This window comes from Flavobacterium sp. CF108 (genome assembly GCF_900129795.1).
Classification (GTDB): Bacteria; Bacteroidota; Bacteroidia; order Flavobacteriales; family Flavobacteriaceae; genus Flavobacterium.
Map to the genome: position 1 here is coordinate 494711 of NZ_FQWW01000002.1, position 16984 is coordinate 511694.

A 16984-nucleotide genomic window follows, 5' to 3' on the forward strand; every position below is an offset into this window, starting at 1 on the left:
GCCTTTTTGAAATTCAAAAAGGCTTTTTTTTATCCTTTACATTCTGATAAATTAGTTTAACCCCGCAAACTAAAAACATAAAAATCAAGTATTTTCCTTCAAATTTTTACACTTAACAAAAATACCCTTAAAAGTTATAAAAAGAAGAATCGTTGCCTTACGATCTTTTTTCAAGCTTCAAAACATCAATAAAACAAAGCTTTCGCTTAAATTATTTTAACATGTAATAAATTACAATTAATGCAATAAATTACATTTTAACTAAAATATTATCTATAAATTTTACATATATGTTTTTTTAAGACAAAATAAATAAGAATATCAAAATTTTGTATAATTTCGTGTAATCGATTACAATTTTAATTGCAATCGAGAATCACAAAAACCACAAAAACTTTTATTAATGTCTAACTTAAACAATTATGAAAAAAAACCTACTTTTTTTAGCTATGTTTTTTATTGCTGTGCAAACTTGGTCACAGCAAATTAATGAAGCCAGCGGATGGCTTGAATCCGTTTTTGTAAAATGGCAGCCTGTAAGCAATGCCCAAACTTATAATGTGTATTATACAGGTGAAGGAATTGTTGACAGAAAAATTGACAACCAGCTTATAAGAAGCTATGGAAGTTACTTTCGTGCCGATATTCCAGGTTTAAAAGCCGGATCTTATACTGTAAAAATCAAACCAGTTATTTCTGGTGTTGAAGGAACTGGTACCACAACAAGTTCATTGACAGTTAAAGCACACGATCGATCTGGATTTGCTTTTGCTAATTCCCGCGTTCCCGGTGCTTATAATGCTGATGGAACTCCAAAAAGTAATGCTGTAATTATTTACGTAACAGAGCAGACTAAAAACACAGTTTCTCTTGATGTAACAGGAGCAACAGCAAATCCTTGTGTTGGTTTGCAAACTATTCTTGACGGTTACAAAAAAGGTAAAGAATTAAGACCTTTAATTATTCGTATGGTTGGTCAGATTACCGATTTATCTTATATGATGAGCGGTGATATTGTTATTGAAAACAGCAAAAATGCTTCGGCTTATCTTACTCTGGAAGGAATAGGAAATGATGCTGCTGCTGATGGCTGGGGAATAAGAGTTAAAAATGCGTCAAACATTGAAATTAGAAATATTGGCACAATGAACTGCGACAGCGGCGAAGGTGACAATGTTGGTTTGCAGCAAGATAATGATTACGTTTGGGTACACAACTGTGATTTCTTTTATGGAAATGCCGGAAGCGATGCGGATCAGGTTAAAGGTGACGGAGCTTTAGACTGTAAAAAATCTACTTATATTACCTTTTCATACAATCACTTTTGGGATTCTGGAAAAAGTAATCTTTTAGGTTTAAGCGAAGGAACTACAGCTGGTTTATATATAACATATCACCACAACTGGTACGATCACTCTGATTCTCGTCATCCGCGTGTGCGTTATTATTCTGCCCACGTTTATAACAACTATTATGATGGAAATTCAAAATACGGAGTTGGATCAACTCTAGGCTCTTCTGTTTTTGTAGAGGCCAATTATTTTAGAAATTGTAAATACCCAATGCTGACTTCAATGCAGGGAACTGATGTTTACAATGGCGCAGAGGGAACTTTTTCAAGCGAAGACGGCGGAACTATTAAAGCTTTTAACAACACTATGAGCGGACAAACTCGTTTTGTAGGGTATAATTCTTCAACTTATCCTGTTGAATTTGATGCTTATGTAGCATCGACCAGAAATGAAACTATCAGCAGCAGTATTACATCTAAAAAAGGTGCTAAAACGTATAATAATTTTGATACTAATTCAAGTGTAATGTATTCTTATACGCCTGACAGCCCAGAAACTGCAAGAACAAATGTTATGCAATATGCAGGACGTGTGTCTGGCGGTGATTTGCAATGGGCCTTCAACAATGCTGTTGACGATACTGCCGATGCGGTAAATACAGGATTGAAATCGGCTTTGACAAATTATCAGACTAATTTGGTTTATGTTCAGGACGGAACAAATCCTCCTGCTGGAAATCAAACTTTAACTTCAACCTCAAATAACAATCAAACCGTTACTAGCGGAACTGCTATTGGGGCAATTGTTTTTACTTGGGGAGGTGACGCAACAGATGCTGCCGTGACTGGTTTACCAGCTTCTGGATTGACTTTTGTAAAAAATACATCTGCAAAAACAATCACAATTTCCGGAACTCCAACTGCAACAGTAAATTATTCAATTGCTACAACAGGAACAGCTGGAACTCCTGCAACCGGATCTGGAACTATTACTGTAAATGCAGCCGGAACTCAAACTTTAACATCAACAAATAATAACAGTCAAACCGTAACCAGCGGAACTGCTATTAACTCGATCGTATTTACCTGGGGAGGAACCGCAACTGATGCAACCGTAACCGGTTTGCCGGCATCCGGATTAACTTTTGTAAAAAACACATCGGCTAAAACAATAACTATTTCGGGAACTCCAACTGCGACGGTTTCTTATTCAGTTACAACTATCGGAACAGGAACTGCAGCAACTGGATCTGGAACAATTACGGTAAATACAGGTTCGTCTGGAAGCGAAATCCATAATTTTACAACTTCTGGAAAAACCAGCACATTCTATGCAATTACAGGAAATCTTTCTACTACTAAAGGAACGGTTACTTATAATGGTTTGACATTGACGCAATGTTTAAAAATTGAATCTTCTACCAATATTTCATTTACAACAAGTCAGGCGAGTACTTTAACGCTTGTTTTTGTGGAAGCTTCGGCAACAATAAAAGTTGACAATGTTGACAAAGTAGCTTCAAACGGAATTGTAACAGTATCATTGGCTGCGGGAAGTCATACTATTACGAAAAAAGATACTTCGAACTTATTTTATATGAGTACAGTTTACAGCAGCGGAACGCTTCGTATGGCAAAAATAGAAGCTCCTGCTGATACAGAAATTGAAAAAGTATTTATTTATCCTAATCCGGCTTCAAACATTTTATACTTATCAGATCCAAACCAAAAAGTAGAAAAAGTTTTGATTTATAATATCTCTGGAGTATTGGTAAAAACTTCTCAAAAAGGAAATGAAATAATTGATATCAGTCAGCTTTCAACAGGAACTTACTTAGCAAAAATTTATACTGCTGAGGATTCGTTTAACCAAACTATTATTAAAAAATAAAACCCTGTAATACTATTTTATAAAAATTAAAGGCTTCCAAATTTGGAAGCCTTTTTTCTAATATTTAAAAAGAGATTTAACTACAAATCAAATTTAATTCCTTGTGCCAAAGGAAGATTCGTTGTATAATTAATCGTATTTGTTTGTCGTCTCATGTATATTTTCCATGCATCAGAACCAGATTCACGCCCGCCTCCGGTTTCTTTTTCACCACCAAAAGCACCGCCAATTTCAGCTCCCGAAGTTCCGATGTTTACATTCGCAATTCCACAATCTGAACCTGTTACAGATAAAAATCTTTCTGCTTCACGCAAATTGTTAGTCATAATTGCAGAAGATAATCCTTGTGCAACTCCATTTTGAAGTTCGATTGCATTATCAACATCACCAGAATATTTAATCAAATATAAAACCGGAGCAAAAGTTTCGTGCTGTACAATAGCAAAAGAGTTTTCAGCTTCAGCAATTGCAGGTTTTACGTAGCAGCCGCTTTCGTAACCTTCACCCGAAAGAACCCCGCCTTCAACCAAAATTTTTCCGCCTTCAGCAACTACTTTATTTAAAGCTATAGCATATTGTTCTACAGCATGTGTATCGATAAGCGGTCCAACATGATTTTTTTCGTCAAGCGGATTTCCGATTCTTAATTGTTTGTAAGCTGCAACTAAAGCATCTTTTACTTTATCATAAATACTTTCATGAATAATCAATCTTCGAGTTGATGTACAACGCTGTCCAGCGGTTCCTACAGCTCCAAAAACAGCTCCAATAACTGTCATTTTAATATCTGCATCCGGAGTCACAATAATTGAATTATTTCCTCCTAATTCTAATAACGATTTTCCTAATCTTCCGGCAACGGTTTGTGCTACAATTTTCCCCATTCTGGTAGAACCTGTTGCAGAAATTAGTGGAATACGAGTATCTTTTGTCAACAGTTCGCCTATTCTATAATCGCCGTTTATCAAACAAGAAATTCCTTCCGGAAGATTATTTTCTTTGATAACCTGAGCAATAATATTTTGACAGGCAATTCCGCAAAGAGGTGTTTTTTCAGAAGGTTTCCAAACGCAAACATCTCCTGAAATCCAAGCCAAAGCCGTATTCCAAGACCAAACTGCAACCGGAAAATTAAATGCCGAAATGATTCCAACAACTCCTAATGAATGATATTGCTCATACATTCTGTGTCCTGGTCTTTCAGAATGCATTGTCAATCCGTGTAACTGACGAGATAAACCAACGGCAAAATCACAGATATCGATCATTTCCTGAACTTCTCCGTAACCTTCCTGCAATGATTTTCCCATTTCATAAGAAACCAATTTACCAAGAGCTTCTTTATTTTGACGTAATTTTTCTCCAAACTGACGCACGATTTCTCCACGCTGCGGTGCAGGAATTAATCTGAAAGTTTTGAATGCCTCAGTTGCTGAACGCATTACTTTTTCGTAATCTTCAAGTGTTGAAGTTTTTACAGATGCAATTAATTTTCCGTCTACCGGTGAAAAACTATCTAAAATTTCTCCTGATGAAAAGTTCTCTACTCCAGTTGAAGTTCCTTCGTTAACTAGTTTAATTCCTAGTTTTTCCAAAGCTTCATTCATGCCAAATTGTGATGCTATTGTTGTCATTGTAACTTTTTTAGTTAAAATTGTTATATTTTTATGTAAAGATATTATTTTAGAATTAATTTCAAATGATATTGAACTATTAAAGACAAAGTAAATTTAGCGTTATTTTACAAGTATTAACGCAAAGCTATCCTGATTTATTCGGTAAATTTGATGAAATTTGCATTTCTAAAATTATAAATATGACCAGTTTCAGTCGGCTTTTGCTTTGTTTCGTCTTAATTTCATTTAATGCTTTTTCTCAAAAAGAACAAAAATCTTCTTTTCAGATTGTTCCTTTAGGAATAAAAGGCGGAATCGACGAAAAAAATCTTTCGGCTTATTTAATAGCCCCTTCAAACACAAAAGATTTTGTTTGTCTGGATGCCGGAACTCTAAATGCCGGAATTGAAAAAGCAATTGAAAAAAAAGTCTTCAAAGTTTCTACAAGTGAAGTTTTACGAAAATATATAAAAGGGTATTTGATTTCGCATGCGCATTTAGATCACGTTTCTGGTTTAATTATCAATTCTCCTGCCGATTCTTCTAAAACAGTTTATGCGACTGAAAAATGTATGGAAATGATGGAAAATCATTATTTCAACGATCAAACCTGGGCTAATTTTGGAGATAAAGGTGTTGGGTTTCCGCTGAAAAAATATCACTTTCAAACTTTAAATATAAATGAAGAAACGCCGCTTTCGAATACAACAATGACAATTAAAGCTTTTCCTTTAAGTCATGTAAATCCGTTTGAGAGTACTGCTTTTTTAATTAAAAATGAAGATAATTATGTTCTTTATTTAGGAGATACAGGCCCTGATTCTGTAGAAAAAAGCGACAAATTAAAAGCTTTGTGGATTGCAGTTGCATCTTTGGTTCAAAGCAAACAATTGAAAGGTATTTTAATTGAAGTTTCTTTCCCAAATGAACAGCCGGACCAGTTTTTATTTGGACATTTAACTCCAAATCATTTAATGACTGAACTTCATGTTTTGGAAGAATTAGCCGGAAAAGGTTCTTTGAATAATTTCAAAATCATTATTACGCATTTAAAACCGCCAGCTAAAAATATTGCTAAAATTAAAGAGCAGTTGAAAGCTCAAAATGATTTAGGATTGAAGATTATTTATCCTGAACAAGGGAAAAAAATTGAGTTGTAAAAACAAATATTTGTAAGTTTATTTTTATATTTTAGCCAAATAAATTTTTTATTAATGAAAATTGTTTGGTCTTCAAGAGCAACTCATACGTTTTATACAACAAGGAATTATCTAACACAATTTCGAAGTAATGAAATTGCACAAAAATTTGTAAAAGAGGTTTTACACATTATTTGATTTAGTTACAATAAATCCTCATTTAGGAAAATTTAGACATGATTTAGAATGCAATGAAATATTAGTCACAAAAAACATTTCTCTTTATTACATCCTAAATCAGGATTTTATTCATTTAATTGAATTTTATGATAATCGTCAAAAACCCTTAACCATTTTAAATTTTTAAATTATATTTTTACTTTTTAGTTCAAGTAGCATTTCTTCATGCGTCATAAAATTCCCTTCTTCATATTCACGCTTAGCATTTTCTATTTCAGCCTTTAATTGTAATCTAAAATTTTCTTCTGGAGAAAGAATCTTAGCAATTGAAAGTACTTCATCTGGAGTAAATGATTGTGTTTTCAATTTTCTATAAAACGTTGGGCTTGGAATGCCTACTTTTTCAATAATGTAGTTTTTTTTATAAGGAGATTTGTCCATTAAAGACTCAATATTATCTACTATATTCTTATATGCGATAATTTCTTGTATCATTTTCGTTGCATTTTTACAATATATATGATACAAATATATATCAAAAATGATACAAATATTTTTCTTTAACACAAAAATAAACCCGACAGGTTTTAAAAACCTGTCGGGTTTAATATACTCGTATTCGAGATCAATAAATTATTTCTTAGCTGTAAATCTAGGATCAGTTTCCATTACGGTTCCGCAATTATCGCAGGTTCTTAATTCTTCTGAATTGTAGAAATGTTCGAAATGAGGAAGAAAGTCTTTTTCGATATTATGCAGTTCAAAATACACTTCATAAAGTTTGTGATTGCAATTATCACAATGCCAAAGTAAACCGTCAGTATATCCTTTTCCGGCGCGTTTTCGTTCGATAACCAATCCTATTGAACCTTCTGAACGAACTGGAGAATGTGGAATTTTAGCAGGATGTAAATACATATCTCCGGCATTTAACTCCATTTCTTTACGTTCCCCGTCTTCCTGAATTACAACTTTTATACTTCCTTCTAATTGATAAAAAAGTTCTTCTGTTTCGTTATAATGATAATCTTTTCGTGCATTTGGTCCGGCAACAATCATTACAATATAATCGCCTGAATCAACATATAGATTTTTATTTCCAACTGGTGGTTTTAGTAAGTGTCGGTTATCTTCAATCCATTTTGTCAGATTGAATGGTTTTGCTATAGCCATTTTTTTTCAGAATTTATGAAAAGCTAAGGTAGTGAATTTGTAGAGACGCACCGCAGTGCGTCTTATAGGTTTTGATGATAAGAACGTAGACGTACTGCGGTGCGCTTCTACAATTTCTCTCGTATTAAATAAATATAAACCGGAAAATGATCGCTAAAACCTGCTTCTGTTAAAGTATTTCTTAACGGATATCCTTTGTACTTTCCCGTAGTTTGAATAAGGTAAGGTTTATTGAAAATACCGGCTTTCCAGAATTTAAAACTTGAAAAATCAGGTTCAATAAAAGATTTAGTCATTATGATTTGATCAAAAATATCCCAGGAATCTCTAAATGCTAAAGTCCCCATTCCTCTTTCTGCCATTTCTTCAAATGGATTATAAACACCAAATTCAGGAACGTCTGCTTTTTTCGCTTTTGCTCCTAATTCGGTTTTTACACTTTTATTAAAAGGTCCGTCGTTTAAATCTCCCATTGTAATGACTTTTGCCATTGGATTTATTTGTTGAAGAGAATCTATAATTTTTCGATTTAATCTTCCTGCTGCTTCACGAAACGGACTGCTGGCTTTTTCTCCGCCAGATCTCGATGGCCAGTGATTAACAATAATATGAATTTCTTCATTTTCTAAAAAACCAGTTACTAAAAGTTGATCTCTGGTAAAAACCCGGTTTTTAGTATCTACTTTGACTTCAACATCACCTAAATCTTCATTTTTATCTTCCTGAATTATGGGTTTGTTTTTGTAAATCAACAACGGAATATTAGCATAAGAAGTCGGCCTGAAATATTTCTTTTGATACAAAAGTGCCACATCAATTCCGCGCTGATCGGGAGAATCAAAATGGATAATTCCGTAATCGTAACCCGATATTTTTTCCTGTTTAATTAAATCTTCCAGAACACCTCGATTTTCAACTTCAGAACATCCAATTAAAGTGGGTGCATTAGAATTTTCAGGAGTTCCAATTTCAGAAATAACTTTGGAAAGGTTTTTTAGTTTTTGTTCGTATTTTTCTTTTGTCCAATGCTGAGCCCCATTTGGTGTCCATTCATTATCATTGGTACTGGCGTCGTCATAAATATCAAAGAGATTTTCGAAATTATAAAAGGCAGCAGTATGAATTACATATCTTTTAGATTGTGCATTTGAAAGAGAAATTATAAAAAAGGCGAGTAAACAAAAGTGAAATTTAATAATTTGCATAACTTTAAAAATTTAAGAGCTCAATTTAAATAAATTGTAAGAATTTTCAACAATTTAATTGAGTAAATAATTTATATTTGTTAATCTCAACATTCAAATCAGCAAAAGAAACTATGAAAAGCTTCCTTACTATCACAAAATATTTTAATGGTGCTAAACTGGCATTTCTTATTTTTGCTTTACAAACATTTACCTGTCAATCCCAACAAATCATGATAACACCACCTTATTTACAAAAAGGAGATACCGTAGCACTTTTGGCAACAGCCAGAAAAAATATCGACGACAACTTAAAACCAACTATAGATTTACTTAAAAGCTGGGGTCTGGAAGCTGTTGTTGGAAGTTCAATTGGATTAGATTATCATCAATTGGCCGGAACAGACGAACAGCGTGCTGCCGATTTTCAAAAGCAATTGGATAATCCGAATATAAAAGCGATTTGGTGTGTTCGAGGCGGTTACGGAACTGTCAGAATGTTAGATCTGCTGGATTTTACAAAATTCAAACAACATCCAAAATGGGTTATTGGTTTTAGTGATGTTACAGTTTTGCACAATCACTTAAACACGATGGGTTATAAATCTATTCATGGCGTTATGCCGGTTACGATTCCGCGTGCAACTCCGGCAGCAATTAGTTCAATGAAATCGAGTTTATTTGGTGAGCCTCTTTCCTACTCTATCGAACCAAGCAGCATGAACCGTTTTGGTAAAGCAACTGGTGAATTAGTGGGCGGAAATCTTTCTATTTTATACAGTTTATTAGGTTCTCCTTCTGCAATTGACTGCAAAGATAAAATCTTGTTCATTGAAGATTTAGATGAATATCTGTATCATATTGATCGTATGATGATGAATTTAAGACGTAACGGTTGTATCGAAAACCTGAAAGGAATTATGATTGGTGGAATGACCAAGATGAAAGACAATGAAGTTCCGTGGGGGAAAAATGCATTAGAAATTATTGATGATGTAACTAAAAAATACAATATTCCTGTAATCTTTAATTTCCCGGCCGGACATATTCAGGATAATCGCGCTTTAGTTATGGGAAGTACTATTTCTATTGATGTGAATGCATCTGGAAGTACGGTTACTTTTCAGAAATAATATAAATTACCCTATTTCTTAAGTTTAAGAAAAAATACCACATTATAAAATCTCGCAAAGAAGCAAAGTCGCAAAGTAAAATTTAAACTTTACGACTTTGCGTCTTTGCGTGCAAAAAACTTTATCAAGATTCAAAAACCTGAAACTTGAAAAACTTGAAACCTGAAACAAAAAAGCATGGCAGAACACAATGAGCTCGGTAAAAAGGGAGAAGAACTTGCCGTGGAATATCTTGAGCAAAATGGTTACGAAATTTTAGACCGAAACTGGGTTTTTCAAAAAGCCGAAATAGATATTATTGCTCAAAAAAATGATGTTTTGGCAATCGTCGAAGTGAAGACAAGATCGAGTTTAGATTTTGGTTCTCCGCAGGATTTTGTGAAGCCAAAAAAAATTCAACTTCTAATAAAAGCAGTAAATGCCTACATAAACTATAGGGAAAAGGATTTTAATGAAGATTTAAATATTCGTTTTGACATCGTTGCGATCCATAAAAATGGGGAATCATTTGCAATTGAACATCTTACTGATGCTTTTTATCATTTTTAACATAATTTTTTCTTGTTATAATTGTAACAAATTGTTTTTTTATTTATATTTGCATAGATTTATAACATCAAATTAACTAAACCACACCAATTAAGTTACAAAAAAAAAGAAAAAAAAATTATGAAAACCGTTTCTTCCATCGTCGAAAATTACATCAAAACGAAACCATTTCTCTTAAACGCTTTATCTCTTGGGATTATTAATCTGACTTCTCTTTCTCGGAACATTATGACTGAGTTAGAAAATGAATTTGGCAAAGAAGTAAAACAAGGCGCTGTTGTAATGTCGCTGAAGCGACTGACTGAAGAATTGGATTTTAAATTAAACCATAAAATCAATAAGGTAATCAAGAATATTGGCGAGATCACAGTTAGATCTGAGTTGACGGATTACACTTTTGCCGCTTCTGAAACTGTATTAAACAAACAAGCTGATTTAATTTCTGATATCAATGCTTTATCTGATATTTTCTATACCTCATCCCGTGGTGTAAACGAAACGAATATTGTAGTAAGCAGCAGTGTAAATCATTTAGTGGAAAAACACTTTATGAGAGAAAAACTAATTCAGAAATTAGATAATCTTGCTTCTATTACCGTAAAATTACCAAAAGAAAACATCGTTGTTCCTGGTATTTATTATTTCATTTTCCAACGTTTAGCTTGGGAAGGAATTATTATAAATGAGGTAATTTCGACTTCAAATGAATTTACAATTCTTGTTGGAGAAGATCAGGTTGATGTTGCTTTTAAAGTAATTAAAGATTTGAAAAACTAATCGCACAAAATTTAATTTTACATCTTAGAATAAATTCAATTTTCAATAATCCTTTTGTCTTTCTCAAAAAAAGATAAAAGGATTTTCTTTACAAATTCACAATTCATACTTTTCAATCAAACCATTATCAAATAAGAATATTCTCAAAAAATAGGGTTCAATATAGTTAATTTTTAAAATTTTAGCCAAAAAGCCATCAACTTGATAAAAAGCATTTTACTGCCGTGTTTACTGAGATTTCACATAAAATAAATCACAAAAAACCGAATTAAGTTTATTTTACCATTATTTGCTGCGAATAATATTTTTATATATTTGCTAACCACTCAACGCATTAGAGTATCGATTTTGATAGTATCGTAATATAATTAGATTTAAATACAAACTAATTAATTTAATGTTGGAAGCCAAAGACTATAGCGACAAATTATTGGTAAGCGAATTAAAAAATGGCAGCGAAAAAGCATTTCGTTCCCTTTTTGATTTGTATTATCAGGATATTTATGGCTATAGTATTAGTTTATTAAAATCAAAAGAAGCTGCCGAAGAAAATGTACAGGATGTTTTTATGAAAGTCTGGCAGCATCGGGAAAACCTCAACACAGAGCAATCTTTTAAAGCATATATTTTTACAATTGCCCGAAATCAAGCTTTTAACACTTTGAATAAAGCCGCAAATGATTTGGTTTTGAAGGAAGCTGTTTTTTATGAAAGTCAGAAATCGCATGAATACGGAGATTATTCCATTCGCGAAGAAGACTGTAAAAAACTCCAAAAACAGGCAATGAAACAATTACCGCCAAAGCGGAAACAGATTTTTAAAATGTCACGAAAGAAAGGCATGAGTTACGAAGAAATTAGTCAGGAACTCGGCATCTCTATAAATACTGTCCGGAATCAAATGAGCAAAGCATTAGAATCAATGCGAGTCTTTTTTCAGGTTCATGACGAGATTATCTAACCAAAACCAATTTTTAACCAATTAAATCACTCTTTCCGGGTGATTTTTTTTTGTCTTTACTGTGATAGATTGCCCGCGGATTTTACGGATGAAACGGATTTTCGCAGGTTTTTTGTTTTTAACATTAGTCATCTTAACGAGGAAAAACTTCTCAAAAAACACATAATCATTATCAAACATTGCCCGTGGTTTCAACCACGGGAACGCAATATATAAACAATGCATAATCACGATACGTTTCCCGTGGTTAAAACCATGGGCTATATTTTAAATAAAAAACCTGCGAAAATCCGTTTCATCTGTAAAATCTGTGGGCAAAAACCGCATTCCATTTAATTTTTACAAAAAAACTCCATTTTAAAATCACTTATAAATCAACAACTTACAATTAATTCCATCTTTTAAAATGTTAAAATTTAAAAATTTACAACGTTTGAGTAGTACTGAAATCGTTTTCGGCTGTATTATATTCAGAACACCCTCTAAAAACAATTCGTAATGAATTCAAATTCTGAAATAAAAAGTCTTTTACAAAAGTTTGTTTTAAACCAATGCACACCCGAAGAAATAAACGAGGTGGTTGCTTATTATAAAAAAAATCAACTTACAGACGATTTTCCAACGGTAGAAGAAATTCAAAATCTTCTTGGCGAAATGCCGAAAATGGACAAACAAACTGCCGACGATATTTTCATGAATATCTTATCAGCATCAAAAGAAGAAGAATCTGTAATTGAAATGCCTGAGAGAAAATCAAATTTCAGAAAATATATTTCGATTGCTGCTTCTGTAATTGTTTTACTTGGAATTGGTTTCTTTTACAAACAACATATTTCAAACAAAGTTGTTGAACAAAAATTCGATTTTAAAAGTTCTGACATTGTGCTTCAATTAGAAAATGGCGAAACGCAGATTTTATCAGAGCATAATTCGGCACAAATTAAAGATGCCAAAGGAAATATTGTTGGAAATCAAAGCGGCGATAAAATTGCATACGAAAACAGTTTAGATCCTGAAAAATTAGTTTACAACACGATTAAAATTCCATACGGAAAAAAATTCCGCCTTCAATTATCAGATGGAACTATGGTTCACCTAAATGCTGGAACAACTTTAAAATATCCTGTAAAGTTTATTCCAGGCGAAAACAGACAAGTATTTCTTGATGGAGAAGCATTTTTTGATGTTGCAAAAGATAAGAAACACCCTTTCATTGTAAATGCTGACGAATTGAATGTTCGAGTTTTGGGAACACATTTCAACGTTTCAAATTATCCTGAAGATGCTGCGACTGATGTTGTTTTAGTTGAAGGTTCAGTTGGGATGTATCAGTCAAATGAAGAATTTGATGCTTTAAAAAATACTATTCTGAAACCTGGATTTAAAGGAAGCTTTAATAAAGAAAATGCTAAAATTTCGACTAAAGCGGTTATTACAGATATCTACACTTCATGGATAAACGGCGGACTGACGTTTAGAAATATGACTTTCAAAAATATTATTACAAAACTGGAACGACGCTACAATGTTACTATTGTAAATAAAAATGAAAAACTGGCCAACGAAAAATTCAATGCAAGTTTCAGCGATGAATCAATTGATAAAGTGATGAGTTATTTCAACGACATTCACGGTATTAATTACACCATAAAAAATGATCAAATACTAATTAAATAACCACTAAAACCAATGAAAATTTATGAAGAACTAAAATTACAGGAATAAAAAAATCGGAAAGAGCTGCGAACAATTTCCGATTAACTAAGTGATTGAATATAACGAATTAACTACAATCAATTAACAAAATTATGAAAAAAAAATCTAAGAATAATGGGTTCCTATACTCATTGTTCCAAAATGACCTAAAATTGAAACTAACTACACTACTTATTTTGGTCGCCATGTTTAATATTAGAGGGAATACTTATGCCCAAAAAACAAAAGTTACCCTTGAATTAAACAATTCAACAATCGAGAAGGTTATTGAGACCATTGAACAAAAAACAGATTTCAGATTTATTTATAAACTGAACGATATCGACTTAGATCGTACGGTTTCTATTTCTGTAAAAGATCAATCGATATATGTGGTTTTAGACAAAATTTTTAAAGGAACTCCAACTGAATTTAAAATCAGAGATACGCAGATTATCCTTAAAAAACCAGAACTTAGAACACAGGTAATCGAATTTCAAAAGCAAACTGTTTGGGGTGTAATTACCGATGAAAATGGCCTGCCTTTACCCGGAGCTTCTGTTCTTGAAGAAGGTACAAAAAACGGAATGGTTACTGATTTTGACGGTAAATATAAAATTACTGTCGAAAGTACTCAATCTGTAATTATTGTATCATTTGTAGGATATAAAGAGAAAAAAGTAACCGCAAACCAAAATGTAATAAACATTCAGCTTTTTCCTGATGCAACTGACTTACAGGAAATTGTTGTAGTGGGATATGGAACTGCAATAAAAAAAGATGTAACCGGAGCAGTTTCTTCAATTGCTGCAAAAGACATGAATCAGGGTGCAATTGTTAATCCTTTACAATTAATTGCAGGAAAAGCTGCGGGTGTAAATATCACTCAAATTGGAAGTGAGCCGGGTTCAGGACCAAGTGTTCGTATTCGTGGAATTTCTTCTTTAATTGGAGGAAATGATCCTTTAGTTGTTGTCGACGGAATTCAGGGAAACATGGATTTATTAAACCAAGTTCCTCCAAGTGAAATTGAAAGTATAGATGTTTTAAAAGATGCTTCGGCTACGGCTGTTTATGGTTCAAGAGGAGCGCCTGGAGTTATCATTGTAACAACTAAGAAAAACAAGGCGGGAAAAACTACGATTGAATACATCGGGTCGACATCTGTTGATTTTATTCCAAAAAAATTAGACATGCTTGATGCCAACCAATGGTGGGAAACTGCTCAAAAGTATGGTGTTCCGGCATCTTCAAATCACGGTTCAAATACAAATTGGTACGGTCTCTTGACTGAAACTGGAATTACTCAGACTCATACATTATCATTTGGCGGCGGAACGGACAAATTCAATTACAGAGCTTCTATAACAGCTATTATGCAAGATGGAGTTGTAATTAATTCTAGCAATCAAAAATATATTGGACGCATTCAGGCAACACAATTGGCTCTTGATGATAAATTAAAATTGACTTTTAACTTAAACTCAGGAATAAATAATACGACAAGCAGTATTGGAAGTATTGGTACAGTTGCTTATACATCAAACTTAATTACAAATGCATTATTGGCAAGACCAACAGATCCCGTTTATAATACTGATGAAACTTATTTTACAGATGGAACTGTTTTTCATTATTTAAATCCTTATGCTGCTGCACAAACGGTTACAAATGAAAGACAAGATGATAATTTATTTGGAAGTTTAAAAGCTGATTTAGAGTTAGGTAAAGGTTTTACAGCAAACTGGTTTGGAAGCTGGAGAAAAACCAACAGAACTATAGGATATTATATGCCGGCAGAATCTACAGAAGCGTATGCAGTAGAGCAGCACGGTTTTGCAAATATTGACAACGCAAGACAAAATGAAAAATTAACCAATGTTAGCCTTAGCTATAAAAAAACGTTAGGAATCCATACTTTTAATGCATTAGCTTTATACGAATGGCAGAGTCAGACTTATCAGGGTAATTACACTCAGGCAAGAGGTTTTATTAGTGATGAAGCTACTTACAATGCACTTCAGTTTGGTGATTTATCTAAAGTTAGAGCCGGAGACATCAGATCTTATAAAAATGACAGATCGTTAGTTTCTTATTTAGGAAGATTAAACTATTCTCTATTAGATCGTTATTTACTTACAGCAAGTATCAGACGTGATGGTTCATCTGTATTTGGTGCCAACAACAAATGGGGAAATTTCCCGTCAGCATCTGTTGCATGGCAAATTAACAAAGAGTCTTTCATGCAGAATCAAAACCTATTTAGCGAATTAAAATTACGCGTAGGTTATGGTGAAACTGGTAATCAGCAAGGTCTTTATCCGCAAACGTCATTACCATTAGTAGACAGTGCAGGAAATATTTATTTTGGAGGTTCTATCATTACCAATTTTGGTATTGCTCAAAATGCAAATGCTGACTTGAAATGGGAAACGAAAAGACAAACTAATATTGGACTTGATTTTGCTCTTTTAGATAATAGATTAAGAGGTAGTGTCGATGTTTACGATTCTACAACAGATAATCTTTTATTTGATTATACTGTACCTCAGCCTCCATATCCTTATAATAAAATTAAAGCAAACGTAGGAAGCATTTCTAACAAAGGTTTAGAAGCTGCACTTGCATATGATGTTATCAGAACCAACAACAGCACTCTGACATTAGCAGGAAACGTTTCTTTTATGAAAAACGAAGTACTTAATTTAAGCGGCAGTATTAATGGTATTCCTTTAAATACGGACTTTGTAAATTGGGGAGCACCAAACTCATTATTAGTAAAAGGAAAACCAATTGGTTCATTCTATATTTTAGAAAGTACCGGTACAAATTCAAATGGTGTTGAAACCGTAAAGGATCAAAATGGAGATGGTAAAATTGATCAAGGAGCTACAAGTCCGGATCGCTACTATGCAGGTTCAGCATTACCAACTTACACTTTTGCATTTAACCCATCTTACAGATTCAAAAACTTTGACGCTTCTATGTTGTGGAGAGGTTCTGGAGGAAACAAAATTTACAACAATCTTAATCAAAGGTTAAGTATGCTGGAAAACACCGGTAGTTCAAATGTTTTGGAAAGCGCTCGTGATAAAGGAATTTTTTCTTCTCCATACGGATCTGATGCATGGTTAGAAGACGGTTCATTCGTTCGTTTAGAGAATGTTACTGCTGGATATACTTTCCGTTTTACAGATAAATATGTAGACTCTGTTCGACTTTCTCTTACAGGAAGCAATTTACTGCTAATTACAGATTACACAGGTGTTGATCCCGAATTGAATGTAAGCGGAAGTGGTGACCCTAATGATAATTTTGGAGGCGATAAAGGAATTTATCCTCGTACCAGAAGTGTTGCATTTGGTTTGACTGTAAAATTTAAATAGTAAAAAGAG

At 33.2% G+C, this 16984-nt stretch carries 12 protein-coding genes; 8 read left to right on the forward strand and 4 right to left on the reverse strand.

Features of this window, described 5'->3' with window-relative positions; genetic code table 11:
- Window positions 1–422 precede the first annotated feature (422 nt).
- Window positions 423–3182: a pectate lyase family protein gene (locus BUE10_RS07440; RefSeq protein ID WP_073483774.1), complete on the forward strand. Its 2760-nt coding sequence runs from the start codon at window positions 423–425 to the stop codon at window positions 3180–3182.
- Between the two features lie 80 nt (window positions 3183–3262).
- Here the strand turns inward: BUE10_RS07440 and BUE10_RS07445 are convergent, their stop codons facing one another.
- Window positions 3263–4816, reverse strand: coding sequence for an L-piperidine-6-carboxylate dehydrogenase (locus tag BUE10_RS07445; RefSeq protein WP_073483777.1), 1554 nt, complete (start codon window positions 4814–4816; stop codon window positions 3263–3265).
- Window positions 4817–4998: 182 nt separating this feature from the next.
- Between BUE10_RS07445 and BUE10_RS07450 the strand changes: the two genes are divergently transcribed.
- Window positions 4999–5958, forward strand: coding sequence for an MBL fold metallo-hydrolase (locus BUE10_RS07450; protein ID WP_073483779.1), 960 nt, complete (start codon window positions 4999–5001; stop codon window positions 5956–5958).
- 342 nt (window positions 5959–6300) lie between these two features.
- On the opposite strand, the gene BUE10_RS07460 is transcribed toward BUE10_RS07450, so the two are convergent.
- The 3 genes from BUE10_RS07460 to BUE10_RS07470 all read right to left on the reverse strand — a co-directional run bounded on the left by BUE10_RS07460 (window position 6301) and on the right by BUE10_RS07470 (window position 8495).
- Window positions 6301–6612, reverse strand: a complete 312-nt coding sequence (locus BUE10_RS07460; protein ID WP_073483781.1) for a hypothetical protein — start codon at window positions 6610–6612, stop codon at window positions 6301–6303.
- A 138-nt stretch (window positions 6613–6750) separates the two neighbouring features.
- Window positions 6751–7290: a 3-hydroxyanthranilate 3,4-dioxygenase gene (locus tag BUE10_RS07465; protein ID WP_073483783.1), complete on the reverse strand. Its 540-nt coding sequence runs from the start codon at window positions 7288–7290 to the stop codon at window positions 6751–6753.
- Between the two features lie 107 nt (window positions 7291–7397).
- A complete protein-coding gene (locus BUE10_RS07470; RefSeq protein WP_073483784.1) occupies window positions 7398–8495 on the reverse strand; it encodes an endonuclease/exonuclease/phosphatase family protein in 1098 nt (365 codons plus the stop codon).
- Window positions 8496–8707: 212 nt separating this feature from the next.
- Here BUE10_RS07470 and BUE10_RS07475 point away from each other — a divergent pair, with 212 nt between their 5' ends.
- From BUE10_RS07475 to BUE10_RS07505, 6 genes are all read left to right on the forward strand, one after another.
- Window positions 8708–9607, forward strand: coding sequence for a S66 peptidase family protein (locus BUE10_RS07475; RefSeq protein ID WP_073484207.1), 900 nt, complete (start codon window positions 8708–8710; stop codon window positions 9605–9607).
- A gap of 177 nt (window positions 9608–9784) precedes the next feature.
- Window positions 9785–10156: a YraN family protein gene (locus BUE10_RS07480; RefSeq protein WP_073483786.1), complete on the forward strand. Its 372-nt coding sequence runs from the start codon at window positions 9785–9787 to the stop codon at window positions 10154–10156.
- A 120-nt stretch (window positions 10157–10276) separates the two neighbouring features.
- Complete coding sequence (locus BUE10_RS07485) at window positions 10277–10933, forward strand: hypothetical protein (RefSeq protein ID WP_012023298.1); 657 nt, start codon at window positions 10277–10279, stop codon at window positions 10931–10933.
- Window positions 10934–11330: 397 nt separating this feature from the next.
- Window positions 11331–11894, forward strand: a complete 564-nt coding sequence (locus BUE10_RS07490; protein WP_073413377.1) for an RNA polymerase sigma factor — start codon at window positions 11331–11333, stop codon at window positions 11892–11894.
- A gap of 498 nt (window positions 11895–12392) precedes the next feature.
- Window positions 12393–13571 (forward strand): FecR family protein, encoded by a 1179-nt coding sequence (locus tag BUE10_RS07500; RefSeq protein WP_073483790.1) that lies wholly within the window; start codon window positions 12393–12395, stop codon window positions 13569–13571.
- Between the two features lie 191 nt (window positions 13572–13762).
- On the forward strand, window positions 13763–16975 hold the full coding sequence (locus BUE10_RS07505; protein WP_234984722.1) for a TonB-dependent receptor: 3213 nt from the start codon (window positions 13763–13765) through the stop codon (window positions 16973–16975).
- The last annotated feature ends 9 nt before the right edge of the window (window positions 16976–16984 follow it).

Coding starts and splice junctions, on each gene's coding strand:
- BUE10_RS07475 (WP_073484207.1), top strand. CDS start 8,708: ATGATAACACCACCTTATTTACAAAAAGGAGATACCGTAGCACTTTTG.
- BUE10_RS07465 (WP_073483783.1), bottom strand. CDS start 7,290: ATGGCTATAGCAAAACCATTCAATCTGACAAAATGGATTGAAGATAAC.
- BUE10_RS07490 (WP_073413377.1), top strand. CDS start 11,331: ATGTTGGAAGCCAAAGACTATAGCGACAAATTATTGGTAAGCGAATTA.
- BUE10_RS07470 (WP_073483784.1), bottom strand. CDS start 8,495: ATGCAAATTATTAAATTTCACTTTTGTTTACTCGCCTTTTTTATAATT.
- BUE10_RS07460 (WP_073483781.1), bottom strand. CDS start 6,612: ATGATACAAGAAATTATCGCATATAAGAATATAGTAGATAATATTGAG.
- BUE10_RS07500 (WP_073483790.1), top strand. CDS start 12,393: ATGAATTCAAATTCTGAAATAAAAAGTCTTTTACAAAAGTTTGTTTTA.
- BUE10_RS07450 (WP_073483779.1), top strand. CDS start 4,999: ATGACCAGTTTCAGTCGGCTTTTGCTTTGTTTCGTCTTAATTTCATTT.
- BUE10_RS07480 (WP_073483786.1), top strand. CDS start 9,785: ATGGCAGAACACAATGAGCTCGGTAAAAAGGGAGAAGAACTTGCCGTG.
- BUE10_RS07485 (WP_012023298.1), top strand. CDS start 10,277: ATGAAAACCGTTTCTTCCATCGTCGAAAATTACATCAAAACGAAACCA.
- BUE10_RS07440 (WP_073483774.1), top strand. CDS start 423: ATGAAAAAAAACCTACTTTTTTTAGCTATGTTTTTTATTGCTGTGCAA.
- BUE10_RS07445 (WP_073483777.1), bottom strand. CDS start 4,816: ATGACAACAATAGCATCACAATTTGGCATGAATGAAGCTTTGGAAAAA.